We start from the raw sequence: 12798 nt of genomic DNA on the forward strand, positions 1-12798 counted from the left end.
GTCACCGCCACCCCAACGCCGGGGCGATTTGGGTCAGGATCGCCTCGATGACGTGGGCGTTGTAGTCCACGCCGAGCTGGTTCGGCACGGTGAGCAGCAGCGTGTCGGCCTCGGCGATGGCCTCGTCGCCTTTCAGCTGCTCGATGAGGATTTCCGGCTCGGCGGCGTAGCTGCGGCCAAAGACGGCGAGTTTTTCGGGCTCGATGTAACCGAAGTGATCCTGGCTGTCGCCGCGGCCGAAATAGGCGCGGTCGCGATCGTCGACCAGGGCGAAGATGCTGCGGCTTACCGACACCCGCGGCTCGCGTCCATGTCCGGCCTCCTTCCAGGCGGCGCGGAAGGCGCGAATCTGCTCGGCCTGCTGGATGTGAAACGGCTTTCCGCTCTCGTCGAATTTCAGGGTGGAGCTCTGCAGGTTCATCCCTAATTTCGCGGCCCACTCCGCCGTCGCGTTGGTGGCCGCGCCCCACCAGATCCGGTGGCGAAGGCCTTCGGAGTGCGGCTCGAGACGCAGCAGGCCGGGCGGGTTCGGGAACATCGGCCGCGGGTTTGGTTGCGCAAAACCTTTTCCCCCGAGAATGTCGAGGAAAACGCTGGTGTGGCGGCGGGCCATGTCGGCGTCGCTTTCCCCCTCCGCCGGCGCGTAGCCGAAGTAGCGCCAACCGTCGATGACCTGTTCGGGCGAGCCACGGCTGATGCCGAGCTGTAGGCGCCCGCCGGCAATCAAATCGGCCGCGCCGGCATCCTCGGCCATATAGAGCGGGTTCTCATAGCGCATGTCGATCACCGCGGTGCCGATCTCGATGCGGCCGGTCCTGGCGCCGATCGCGGCCAGAAGCGGGAATGGCGATGAGAGCTGGCGGGCGAAGTGATGCACGCGGAAATAAGCGCCGTCGGCGCCAAGTTGCTCGGCGGCGACGGCCAGATCTATCGATTGCAGGAGCGTGTCGGAGGCGGAGCGTGTCTGCGACTGGTTCGAGGGGGTCCAGTGTCCGAACGACAGAAAGCCGATTTTCTTCATGGGTGGGTCCGCGTCTGTGTGAGAGGTGGGTGTCATCTAGTGATGAACCCGTCGATTCGCCACGCAAGGATCAGCTTTGGAAGGCTGCCCATGATTCCCTGAACACATTTTTGGGCTGTAACGCGAAGTGGTCGGCTGCGCCTGCCATTTGCTTCCGCAATCGCAAATGGATTCTTGCGAAGAGGACCCCCACCCTAACCCTCCCCACAAGGGGGAGGGAACGCTGCCGCGTGCCTTTACTTCCTCTTTGACGCCAAAAGGCAGGAAATTGCCGAGGTCAGCGCCAACGGAAGTCCCCCTCCCCCTTGTGGGGAGGGGTTAGGGGTGGGGGTCCTCTTCGCAAGGATCCATTTACGAATCCTCACCATCGGGGTGGAGAAAAGCGCTCGGCGACCTATCTCGAACGAGGGCGCACGAGACAAAAATCTGGCCTTGAACGGAAAGGAACATGCGAATGCCGATCCCGAAGAATACGATTTGCCTCTGGTACGACAAGGACGCGGAGGCCGCGGCCCGCTTCTATGCCGAGACCTTTCCCGACAGCGCGGTGAGTGCCGTCCATCGTGCTCCCAGCGACTTTCCGTCGGGCAAGAAGGGCGACGTATTGACGGTCGAATTCACCGTTGCCGGCGTTCCCTGTCTCGGCCTCAATGGCGGTCCCGCGTTCAAACAGAGCGAGGCCTTCTCGTTCCAGATCGCCACCGACGATCAGCAGGAAACCGACCGCTACTGGAATGCCATCGTCGGCAATGGCGGCCAGGAGAGCGCCTGCGGCTGGTGCAAGGACAAATGGGGCCTGTCCTGGCAGATCACCCCGCGCACGCTGACCGAGGCGATGGCGGCCGGCGGCGACGAAGCCAAGCGCGCCTTCGATGCGATGATGGACATGAAGAAGATCGACGTCGCCGCGATCGACGCGGCACGGCGCGGCTGACGCGCCATGTCCGCTTAGCGCCGGAAGCCGGCTTTCCCCTCGTCGGCGAAGGAAGGCGGGTCGTGGTGCCTAGGGATATTTCGTCTGATTTGCACGGGCGTCCTGGGGATCGCCCTCCAACTCCTTTGGCAGTGGCAGGCCTGAGCACTGCAAGTGCATCTCGCGGGCGAACAGCTTTCGCTGCTTCTGCTCGTGCTCCTTGATGGCAGCCACGAGCCCTAACGAGTAAGGGCCAAGCAAGACGCCGAAGCCCCACCCCGGGTGCTCTTTTTCGCGTGCGTCGTAATCCGAAGCCGCCATGCGGGCTTGCTGGCATTCCGGCGACAGCCATTTCGGGTCTTGCTGCGAAAGCGACGCTTCGTACTCGACCGGAGAGGTCACGCATCCAGCCAATGTCGCGGCCAGGGCGACGACTACCGCAATTCTCATCCCGAAACCTTCCCCAAGCATTGTGGAGAGTTATACAGAACTCTTCTTCCCACAAGTAGATCCGGGCAAATTCCTCGTCCGTCAAGCGCAAGATTTCTACGCCACGCGTGGTTGAGCCGGCCTGGGTTTGACCACGGTGGCGAGCACGATACCGGCGACGATGAAGGCCGCCCCGACCAGATCGTAGTCGTGCAAGCCCTCTCCGAGCAGCAGATAGGCTAGTATGGCGACGAACACCGTCTGCAGATAGAGCAGCATGCTCGCCCGGCTCGCGCCAAGCGTTTCCACGCTTTTGTTGTAGAGATAGTACATCAAGGCGCCGCCGGGGCCGGCCAGATAGGCGAGCGCGACCACGCTGTCGACGTCCATGGTGGAGCGTTCGTCGTTGAACAATTCCCATAGATGGAACGGCAGGGCGACCAGCGCGCCGGCGCCGAGCAGCAGCACGACCATCGGCAGGAGTTCGATGCCGAATTTGGCGCGGCGCAACAGAACAGTGTACAGGCTCCAGCAGAACGCGCTGCCGACGATCCACAACTCGCCGGCGTTGAACTTGAGTTGCAGCAGCGCCGTCAGGTCCCCGCGCGCGACGATGAAAACCATCCCGGCCAGCGCAACAACCGCGCCAAGCGACTTCCACAGCCCGAGCGGCTCGCCAAGCACGAAACGGGCAAGCACCATCGTCATCACAGGCGACAGCGCCATGATGATGCCGGCCGTGGTGGCGTCGGTGTCGTTGAGGCCATGATAGATCATGCCCTGGCACAGCGTCAGGCCGATCGCCCCCACGGCGACGACCTCCAGGGCGCGCGTCCGCAAAAGCCCGATCATCGCCTCGTGATGACGGTGCACGATCGGCAGCAGGATGGCGCAAGCCAGCGCCAGCCGCCAGAAGCAGAGCCCCCAGGGCGGCATTTCAGGCGCCACCCATTTGGCCGCGATATAGACACCGGCCGAAAGCAGCCAGCACAGCACGGCGGCCGGATAGCCGGTCATGGAGGATATGGGCACGACAACTGGTTGCGCTGCTTGATGAGCTATCGGCACTGCCTGCATGTCATGCCCTCCCCTCCGATGACGTCAGTTGAGGGGGCAATATAGCCTGCGTCGCTGGGTCGTGCATCTCGTTTTGAAAGGGGATGCGGCCCGGTGGCGTGTGCCCCTCGACGGGCGCGGTGATTCTTTCCCTGAGTGGAAAATGCCCCAGACTTCGAGGGTGGTTACTTGCAAGCCGCGCACGCTGACCGAGACGCGGGCGTTCGACGCGATGATGGACACGACGAAGATCGACGTCGCGGGGATCGAGGCGGTGCGCCTAATGCGCCAGTAGTTGCCACAAGGGCGCGTTCGCTACGATTTCCACATGGAACATAACAAGAACATGTGATAGGCTATCGCGTAGACGGGTTTAGCAGGCTACGGTCGACCGGATGGGAGAAGTTTCACAGATTCGCTTGTCGGAGTTGCGTGCGACGTCGCCGTCCGTGGTGGACGGATGCACACTGAGATTCGCGCGCGGAGACCTGTCGAAAGCGCGCCTTCTGGCGCGCGCGTGGTCCGAGACGATCGACGGATGCGATCGCGAGACCTATGCAGTTTCGCTGACCCGCCAGGCCCTGGAAGCTTTGTCCAGGTCCATCGGCGTTTCCCCAGCATTATGCCCCTCGCTCGCCTTCGACACGGAGCAGTTGGACGAGCCCGCATCCGCGCTCGCCAACAGCATCGGAGAAACTGCCGGACGGCTGCCTATTCTTGAAGCTCTCCATCTCGTGACCAGTCTTTATCCGATCCTGTTGCCAACCAAGGAGCGTGGCGAACGCGGTGCCTTCTACACGCCGCCGGCCTTGGTCAATCGCCTTCTCGATCAGGCTGAAGAAGAAGGCCTCGATTGGCGTACTGCGCGGGTTCTTGATCCCGCTGCCGGCGGTGGGACATTTCTGTTTCATGCCGCGCATCGCATGATCGCCGCGCTCGGCGAGTGCGAGCCTGCCTTCGCGCTCAGCCACGTCGGCACGAGGCTTGCTGGTTTCGAGCTCGACCCTCACGCGGCTAGGCTCGCACAAGGCGCCATGGAAATCGCGCTCGCCGATGTTGCGACCAAAGCTGGCCGCGCTGCCCCTACCATTGTGACGGCCCGCAATACGCTTGAAGCCGAGCCGGAGCCCGTCTTCGATCTTGTTGTCGGCAATCCGCCCTACGGGCGAGTCTCGCTGCCGTCCGAACTGCGAGAGCGCTATGCGCGCAGCCTTTACGGGCACGCCAATCTCTACGGCGTTTTCACCGATGCCGCGCTGCGCTGGACAAAGCACGGCGGCCTCATCGCCTTTCTAACGCCGACAAGCTTTCTCGGTGGCCATTACTATTCTGCCCTGCGCAGCCTTCTCGCCTGGGAGGCACCACCCGTCGCGATCGACTTCGTGCATGCGCGGCGCGGCGTTTTCGAGGATGTACTGCAGGAGACGCTGCTCGCCGTCTACAAGCGTGGCGCTGAACCGCAGCGCGCGCAGATACACTATCTGACCGTCGCCTCCGAAACCGAAGCCAAGGTTACCCGCAATGGCACGATAGCCTTGCCATCCGATCGCACCGCGCCCTGGCTCGCCCCACGCACACCGGAGCACAGCCGACTTATCGCCCAGGCCGAGACGATGACGTATCGCCTTGCTGATTGGGGCTATGAGGTCTCGACCGGCCCGCTCGTTTGGAATCGCTTCAAGGATCAATTGCGCGACCGCGTCGGCGGTAAAGGCGTGCATCCATTGATCTGGGCGGAGTCTGTTACCTCTGACGGCCAATTCACCTATCGCGCGCGCAAGAAGAACCACGCCCCCTATTTCAAACTGGAAGCTGGCGATGACTGGCTGCTTGTCGAGGAGCCCTGCGTTCTCGTTCAGCGCACAACCGCCAAGGAGCAGGCCCGCCGCCTGATCGCCGCGGAACTTCCGGAAGAGTTCATCGATGCACATGGCGGCGTCGTTGTCGAAAACCATCTCAACATGGTTCGCGCGATCGGCAGCACGAAGGTGCCGGCGGCTGTCGTCGCGGCTCTGCTGAACAGCCGTGTCGTCGATGATCTTTTTCGCTGCATCAGCGGCAGCGTCGCCGTCTCGGCCTTCGAGCTCGAAGCGCTCCCGCTGCCGTCACCCGAAAGCACCAAGGCGCTGGCGAAGCTTGTCACAGCGGGGGCAACGCGGGAGCAGATCAAGGCGGAATGCAACCGCCTCTACGGTAAGTCTATATGACGGCGCGGCCGCCTTACGCGACACGTGATCTTATCGCCGAGCGATTGCCGCTGATTTTTCCAGAAGGCACACCGAACCGCATCTATTGCGTCCGGGAACTTGCCGCCAGCGCCGTGTTTGCCGCACTCTACATCGGCGCTGTCGAGGGTTCAGGACGATTTCTTGGCCCTGTCCATGTCTATCGCATGACCCGCGAGCAGGCAGCGCTGGCGGACGATGCCGATCGAGATGCCTACGCCGTAACCGTCTTGCGGAAGAACGGCATCGTTGCGGGATCACGCTGGTACGCGGACAATACGCGCGAGCCCATTCGTGACGAGACGCTGCGAGACGGCCTTGTGGCGATCGGCGCCGTCCTGCGTCGCGAGGATTTGCCGACAACCTCAAGTCAACCCCGCTATGCGCTGAAAGCGGACTTTTCTGCCCTGTTCGATCCGGCGCTGGAAGGCGAAGCGCTAGAAACTGCTATCGCGAACTTCCAGGAAACGCACCTCAGCAAGGGCGCGCTGGCCCGCGTGACCATCATGCGCGCTGGTGCCGCCGCCAACGCCGCCGGCACTCGCGTTACCTTTCCGAATGGCGAAACGAGGCTGCTTGCGCCAGGGCCGAGTTCGATCATTGCACAAGCCGTCATTGAGGTGTTCGCCAAGCGATTCCTAGCCGCTCCCGCCATGCTATGGCTGAGCGAGAGTGGCAACAAGGTCGTCGTTCGCGATGACGCCATTGCCAGTGCGATCGGTCTTAAGATCGAGGCTGACAAGAACCTGCCCGACATCATCCTCGCCGATCTCGGCCACAAGGAGCCCTTGATCCTGTTCGTTGAAGTCGTGGCGACTGATGGCGCGATCACGGATCGCCGACGCGATGCCATCCATGCTGTCACGGATGCGGCTGGTTTTGACCGAAAACAGATTGCGTTCCTCACAGCCTATCAGGATCGCCAATCCGCCGGCTTCAAGAAGACTGTCGCCCAACTCGCCTGGGGGTCATTCGCCTGGTTCGTATCGGAACCCACCCAACTTCTCGTGCTTCATGATGGCACGGCCGACGAGCGCTCACTCGGAAGTTTGCCTTGGGCCTCGCTATAGCACCACCCCCTATCTCTCCTCCACAATCCGCAAATACGCCGCCGTCACGAACAGCACGATCAGGCCGAACAGAATCCGCCGCGCGCCCTCCGGCATTTGCAGGATGGTCAGCAGCGTCGTCAGCACGGTGAGGATCAGCGCGCCGATGATGGTGCCGGTGTAGCCGCCGCGGCCGCCGAAGATCGAGGTGCCGCCGATCACGGCTGCCGCCACCGAGGGCAGCACCAGCGGTTCGGCGAGTGACAGCGACGGCGCCTTGATCAGGCCGATATAGAGCAGGCCGGTGATGCCGGCGAGCACGCTGGAGATGACGTAGAGCGCGGTGATGACCTGCCAGTATTGCACGCCCGACAGGCGCGTCGCGCGCTCATTGTCACCGACGGCGTAGAGCAGGCGGCCGAAGCCGGTGCGGCTGAGCGTGAAGACGATGAGGGCCGCCAGCGGCACGAACAAAAGCAGCGCGTTGGGAAAGCCGAAGGTCACACCGGTGCCGAGCCAGGCGAGGAAGTCGGGGATTTTCGCACCCGACGCGATCACCGTGCGCTGGTAGACCTGCAGGCAGCCGGTGCCGATCAGGCTGGTGCCCAGCGTCATGATCAGCGGATGGACGCGGAAGACGCCGACGCCGATGCCGTTGACCAGGCCGATCAGCACCGCCGGCATCATCGCCAGCAGGAAGGCCACCGCCGGGTCCTGGTTGACGACCTGCGTGGCCATGATGAAGGCGCTCATCGTCGCCACCGTGCCGACCGAGAGATCGATGCCGCCGGTCAGCATGGTCATGGTCTGGCAGCCGGCGAGGATCGCCAGCGGGATGGCGAATTTGATGGTGTTGGCGATCCAGCGTTCGTTGACGATACCGGGGCGCAGGATCTGCAGGATCACCACCAGGATGATCAGCAGGATGATCAGCGGGATCAGCGGCCGGTCGGCCATGAAACGTTTTACGCGGCGGCCGAAGGGGACGGGCTGGATCGCGGTTGTGCTCATGAGATTGCTCGCGATTGGTTTCGCCCGGTGGTGGTGTTCTGGGAGGATAGTGCTCCATGGCGCCCCCCTCTGTCCTGCCGGACATCTCCCCCACGGGTGGGGAGATTGGCAGTTTTTGGCGTCCCACTCTTTTCTGCAACGTCGGAGATTGGCGAAGGCCGCGATGACATCCAATCTCCCCCCTCGTGGGGGAGATGTCCGGCAGGACAGAGGGGGGCGTGAAGGATCGCCGACTCCATGACGATGCGCGCCCCTCATGACTGCCGCCCCCTCATCGTAATAAACGCGCCGAACATCACCACGGCGACCATGATGGCGCCCTCGATGATGGCGGTGACGTTGGGGTCGATGGCGAGCAGCGTGAGATCGGTGCGCACCAGCCGCAGCACGAAGACCGCGACGATCGGGCCAAGCAGGCCGCCCTTGCCGCCGCCGAGCGCCACGCCGCCCAGCACCACGGCGGCGACGCTGGCGAGCAGGTACGGGCCGGGGATGGGCGCGCCGATGCCGGTGCTCATGGTCAGCGCCAGCCCGCCAAAAGCAGCGAACAGGCCGGACAGCGCATAGGCGATGATGCGGGTGCGCGCCACCGGCACGCCGCTGCGGAAGGCCGCCAGCTCGCTCGAGCCGATGGCGTAGATGGAGAGGCCGAGCTTCGAGCGCCTGAGCGGTATCCAGATGACGCACAGACAAATGACCAGCACCAGCAGCGCCTTCGGCAGCCAGGCGTCGATAGTATCTGGCAGGCCAGGTATCGGTACGGTGCCCGATATCAGGCCCTTCAGCCATTCGGCGACCGCGCCGCCGGGCGCATCGAGGACCAGCAGGGCCGCGCCCTGCAGGACGAAGAGCGTGGCCAGCGTCACGACGATGTCGGGCACACGGGTGACGACGATGAGGATGCCGTTGACGGCGCCAAGCACAAAACCCATGGCCAGCACGAAGGGCACCACGAAAAGCGCGTACTCCTCCGAGGCGCCGTTCATCATCGAGGCGGCGGTGACGCTGGTCAGCGCCATCATGGCGGCGACCGACAGGTCGATGCCGCCGGCGATGACGACGACGGTCTGGGCGGCGACGGCAAAGGCGTAGGGCAAAACGGCCCGCGCGAGCGAGCCGAAATCGCCGCTGCCATAGCCCGGCTGGATCAGCTTGGTGATGATGAACAGGGCGACGAGGAGGGCGAACAGGCCGGCGACCCAGCCCTGGCGGCGCAAGAGATGGCTCATGGCGTCGCCCCCGGCTTGGTCGAATCCGGGGAATTCGAGGTGGGGTCAGCAAGAATGCCGACATCCGCCTTGGCGCCGCGCGGCAGGCCGTAGGCGGCGCGCATCAGCGCCGGCTCGTCGGCCTCCTCGACCGGGAAGATATCGACGACGCGGCCGCCGAAGATGACGATGACGCGGTCGCAGACACGCTGCACTTCCTCGAGCTCGGAGGTGTAGAACAGCACCGACTTGCCGTGGCCGGCGAGCTCGCGCAGCAATTTGTAGATCTCCTGCTTGGTGCCGACATCGATGCCGCGCGTCGGGTCGAAGCACAGGATGGTGCGGGCATCCGCCGCGATCCAGCGGGCAATGGTCACCTTCTGCTGGTTGCCGCCGGACAGGCGCTGCACCTCGCCTTGCGCGCGGGTGTCGATCCGCAGCCGCTCGATGGCGCTGACCACCTTGGCGCGCTCCTGGCGCATGTGAATTGGCCCCCAGTTGCGCAAAGCGGCGCTGAAGGGCAGCGCAATGTTCTCGCGCACCGAGCGCTGCATGGCGAGCGCTTCGGCGCGGTCGCCCGGCACATAGGCGAGACCGGCGCGGATGGCGTCGATCGGGTGAGAGAATTTCACCGGCCGGCCGTCGACCTCGATGGTGCCGCCCGATGGCCGGATCGAACCGGCGAGGGCGGCGAACAGCTCGTCCTGACCCTGGCCTTCGAGCGCGACGACGCCGGCGACCTCGCCATCGGCGAGATCGAAGGAGACGTCGTTGAGCTTGGTGCCGACGCGCAGATTGCGCACGCCTAAGCGCGGACGGCTGGCAGACGTCGCGGCGTTCTGGCTGGCGGTGCGGGCGGCGACATGGGTCTTGACGATGCGGGCGCCGAGCATCAACTCGACGATCCTTTCCTCGACGCCGGGCACGATGTCGACGACGCCGACGGTCTCGCCGTCGCGCAGCACGGTGGCGCGGTCGCACAGCGCCGAGATCTCGACGAAGCGGTGCGAAATGAAGATCACCGCGCGGCCGCTGTCGCCCTGGCGGCGCACGACCTCCAGCACTTTTTCGGCAAGGTTGGCGGGAAGTGCGGCCGTCATCTCGTCGAGCAAAAGCACGTCGGGCTCGACGGCCAGCGCACGCGCCAGATCAAGCACGCGCAGCACCGCCAGCGGGATGTCGCGCGCGGTGTCGCGTATGTCGAGGTCGGGGATGCCGAGCTCGCGCACCCAGGCGCGGAACGGCTCGACCGGCGTGCCGGTCAGGCGCAAATTGGAGAGCACATCGAGATCGGGGATCAGCGACGGCTCCTGGTAGACGGGCAGCAGGCCGGCGCGGCGCGCGGCGGCGGGCGAGCGCACGTCGCGGGCCTCGCCGCGGATCAGGATGCGCCCGGCATCGGCGCGAATGGCGCCGGTCAGGATCTTGACGAGTGTCGATTTGCCAGCGCCATTGGCGCCCATCAGAGCATGAACCTCGCCCGGCAGGACGGACAGCGACGCATTGCGAAGTGCCGCGACCGCGCCGTAATTCTTGGCGACGCCGGTGGCGTCGAGGAGTGGGTTGGTGGTCAAATTTTGTGGTTCTCGCTTCAGAATCTCTTTGCTGGCGCTCTACGGCGCCCCCCTCTGTCCTGCCGGACATCTCCCCCACGAGGGGGGAGATTGGCAGTTGTGGCGCCGGCTCTCGTTTTGCAACGTTGAAAATTGGCGAAAGCCGAAGTGACAGCCGATCTCCCCACCTGTGGGGGAGATGTCCGGCAGGACAGAGGGGGGCGCCGTAGAGCGCCAACCTATTAAATCTTTGCATAGCGAGGGCGGCAGCCCGCCGCCCTCGCCATGCAACTCAAGGCCTAGCCTACTCGCCCGGGCCCTTGCACGCCACGATCTGCTCCTTGGTGTAGGTGGTCCAGTCCGGGATCGAGATCGAGACCGGCCATTCCGGGCTGAGCGACGGATCGGCCGCGGCCTTGAGCTTGGCCTTGCCTTCCTCGGTGGCGTTCTCCCAAAGCTGCGGCTCGACCAGCACGGTCTGCTGCGCCGGCTTCTTGCCGTCGAGGATCCGCAGCGCCAGCGTCACGCCAGCGCCACCGATCGAGCCGGGGTTGGTGACCGCGGCACCGACGAGGTCCTTGACCGAGCTCAGCTGGCCGACGAAGCCGGCATTGTCGGCGCCGACGATAGGCACCAGCGGCGCCTGCGATTCGACCAGCGCGTCGACGATGACGTTGTCGATGCCGGACGTCCAGACGCCGTTGATCGGCGTTCCGGTGGCGAGGAAGGACAGCATCTGCTGCTTGGCCTGGTCCTGCTGCCAGCCGGTGAAAACTTCCTGCGCGACCTTCACGTCGGGGAATTCGGCCAGCGCCTTCTTGAAGCCCTTGTCGCGGTCGCTGTCGGCGGAAGCGCCGGCGGCGCCACGCATGTAGAACACCTCGCCCTTGCCGCCCATCTGCTGGAACAGCCATTTGGCGCCGAGATAGGCATACTGCTCCTGGTTGTTGGAGATGATGTAGGCCGACGGTTCGGTGACCGCCTGGTCGACGGCGACGACGACGATGCCGGCCTTGGTGGCTTCCTCCAGGCCCGCCTTGATGCCGGCCGGATCGGCCGGGTTGACGACGATGGCGTTGACCTTGGCGCTGATCAAATTGCGGATGTCCTCGAGCTGGCCGGCCGCATCGGTGTTGCGGTGGGCGATGTTCAGCTTCGTCACCTCGCCGGAAGCCAGCGCCTGCGCCTTCATCGCGCAGATCATCTCCTCGCGCCAGCCATTGCCCTGCACGGTGTTGGAGATGCCGATCGTGTATTTGCCCTCGGCGGACGAGACGCCCACCGAAGCCAGGAAGGCCGCGCTGGCAAGCAACGGGACCATGGTCAGATATTTTTTCATTTTGGTACTCCTCCACATTGATTTCAGTTCCAGTTCCAGGGCCCTGACAAGATCAAAGCCAAGCCGTTTCTCCCGTCATTTGACGAAGGGGCGCAGCACATCGCGGGCCAGCAGAAATCCCCGCTTGACCTTGTCGTCGCTCCCTTCAAACCGCCGGTCCTCGTGCTCGATGATGATGGGCCCGTCATAGCCGGCCCGGTAGAGGCCGGAAAAGATGATTTTCCAGTCGACATCGCCGAGCCCCGGCATGCGCGGCACCTGCCAGCCTATGCCAGCCGAAAGGATTCCGCGCTCATAGAGCCCATCATGATCAATCATCAGGTCCTTGGCGTGGACATGCAGCATGTAGGGCCCGAATTCCCTGATGAAGCGGGCCTGGTCGATCATCTGCCAGACCAGATGCGACGGGTCGAAATTCATGCCGACATCGCCGCCCCAGGCCTCGAGAATGCGGCGCCAGACTTGCGGCGAATATGCGATGTTGTGCCCGCCCGGCCACTCGTCATAGCTGAAGATCATCGGGCAGTTCTCGAAGGCGAGCTTGACGCCATGGTCGCGCGCATGGGCGACGATCGAGGGCCAGACCTTGAGCGCTTCCTCCCAGTTGACGTCGACGGTCTTGGAAGCGTCGCCGCCGCAGAAGGTGTTGACGACAGGCACGCCCATATTGGCGGCCAGCACGATCACCATCTTCAGATGGTCGATCACGGTCCGGCGGTGGCTCAGATCGGGATGCAGCGGATTAGGGTAATAGCCGAGGCCGGACACGGACAGGTTCATCTGCGCCAGCGACGCCACGATCTCCTTTGCCTGGGATGGCGAGGTCGAGGCGGCATCGATATGGCTGGTGCCGGCATAGCGCCGGCTGGCGCCGGAAGATTTCGGCCAGCAGGCGATTTCCAGCGCCTCGAAGCCGACCGAACTCGACCAATCGGCGACCTCGCCGAGCGGCGTTTCCGCGAATGGTGCGGTGAGCAGTCCAAGCTTCATATTG

General features: G+C 64.2%; 12 protein-coding genes. 4 read left to right on the plus strand and 8 right to left on the minus strand.

Annotation, left to right across the window (positions count from 1 at the left end):
* Nucleotide 1 precedes the first annotated feature (1 nt).
* Entirely contained in the window at nucleotides 2–1021 is a 1020-nt protein-coding gene (locus MESS4_RS05030; RefSeq protein ID WP_006327308.1) for an LLM class flavin-dependent oxidoreductase, read from the minus strand.
* Nucleotides 1022–1475: 454 nt separating this feature from the next.
* Between MESS4_RS05030 and MESS4_RS05035 the strand changes: the two genes are divergently transcribed.
* Nucleotides 1476–1955, plus strand: coding sequence for a VOC family protein (locus MESS4_RS05035; protein ID WP_006327309.1), 480 nt, complete (start codon nucleotides 1476–1478; stop codon nucleotides 1953–1955).
* Nucleotides 1956–2024: 69 nt separating this feature from the next.
* Here MESS4_RS05035 and MESS4_RS05040 read toward each other — a convergent pair whose 3' ends face one another.
* A complete protein-coding gene (locus MESS4_RS05040) occupies nucleotides 2025–2384 on the minus strand; it encodes a hypothetical protein (protein WP_006327310.1) in 360 nt (119 codons plus the stop codon).
* Between the two features lie 96 nt (nucleotides 2385–2480).
* Nucleotides 2481–3440 carry an EamA family transporter gene (locus tag MESS4_RS05045; RefSeq protein WP_006327311.1) on the minus strand — a complete coding sequence of 320 codons (960 nt, stop codon included), beginning with the start codon at nucleotides 3438–3440 and terminating at the stop codon, nucleotides 2481–2483.
* 142 nt (nucleotides 3441–3582) lie between these two features.
* On the opposite strand from MESS4_RS05045, the gene MESS4_RS34910 reads away from it, so the two are divergent.
* The 3 genes from MESS4_RS34910 (at nucleotide 3583) to MESS4_RS05060 (ending at nucleotide 6714) form a co-directional block, all read left to right on the plus strand.
* Nucleotides 3583–3714, plus strand: a complete 132-nt coding sequence (locus MESS4_RS34910) for a hypothetical protein (protein ID WP_280110233.1) — start codon at nucleotides 3583–3585, stop codon at nucleotides 3712–3714.
* Nucleotides 3715–3814: 100 nt separating this feature from the next.
* Nucleotides 3815–5626 (plus strand): N-6 DNA methylase, encoded by a 1812-nt coding sequence (locus MESS4_RS05055; RefSeq protein ID WP_006327313.1) that lies wholly within the window; start codon nucleotides 3815–3817, stop codon nucleotides 5624–5626.
* Entirely contained in the window at nucleotides 5623–6714 is a 1092-nt protein-coding gene (locus MESS4_RS05060) for a BsuBI/PstI family type II restriction endonuclease (protein WP_006327314.1), read from the plus strand. The genes MESS4_RS05055 and MESS4_RS05060 overlap by 4 nt, the downstream gene beginning before the upstream one ends.
* A gap of 9 nt (nucleotides 6715–6723) precedes the next feature.
* Here the strand turns inward: MESS4_RS05060 and MESS4_RS05065 are convergent, their stop codons facing one another.
* The 5 genes from MESS4_RS05065 to MESS4_RS05085 all read right to left on the minus strand — a co-directional run bounded on the left by MESS4_RS05065 (nucleotide 6724) and on the right by MESS4_RS05085 (nucleotide 12794).
* The gene (locus MESS4_RS05065) at nucleotides 6724–7704 is read right to left on the minus strand and encodes an ABC transporter permease (protein ID WP_006327315.1); all 981 of its coding nucleotides are present in this window, start codon (nucleotides 7702–7704) and stop codon (nucleotides 6724–6726) included.
* Between the two features lie 254 nt (nucleotides 7705–7958).
* On the minus strand, nucleotides 7959–8933 hold the full coding sequence (locus tag MESS4_RS05070; RefSeq protein WP_006327317.1) for an ABC transporter permease: 975 nt from the start codon (nucleotides 8931–8933) through the stop codon (nucleotides 7959–7961).
* Nucleotides 8930–10486 (minus strand): sugar ABC transporter ATP-binding protein, encoded by a 1557-nt coding sequence (locus MESS4_RS05075; protein WP_006327318.1) that lies wholly within the window; start codon nucleotides 10484–10486, stop codon nucleotides 8930–8932. Before MESS4_RS05075 ends, MESS4_RS05070 begins: the two co-directional genes overlap by 4 nt.
* Before the next feature lie 283 nt (nucleotides 10487–10769).
* Nucleotides 10770–11804 carry an ABC transporter substrate-binding protein gene (locus tag MESS4_RS05080; RefSeq protein WP_006327319.1) on the minus strand — a complete coding sequence of 345 codons (1035 nt, stop codon included), beginning with the start codon at nucleotides 11802–11804 and terminating at the stop codon, nucleotides 10770–10772.
* 75 nt (nucleotides 11805–11879) lie between these two features.
* Nucleotides 11880–12794, minus strand: a complete 915-nt coding sequence (locus tag MESS4_RS05085; protein WP_006327321.1) for a sugar phosphate isomerase/epimerase — start codon at nucleotides 12792–12794, stop codon at nucleotides 11880–11882.
* Nucleotides 12795–12798: the final 4 nt, after the last annotated feature.

Source organism: Mesorhizobium sp. STM 4661 (assembly GCF_000359125.1).
In the GTDB taxonomy this organism is placed as follows: domain Bacteria; phylum Pseudomonadota; class Alphaproteobacteria; order Rhizobiales; family Rhizobiaceae; genus Mesorhizobium.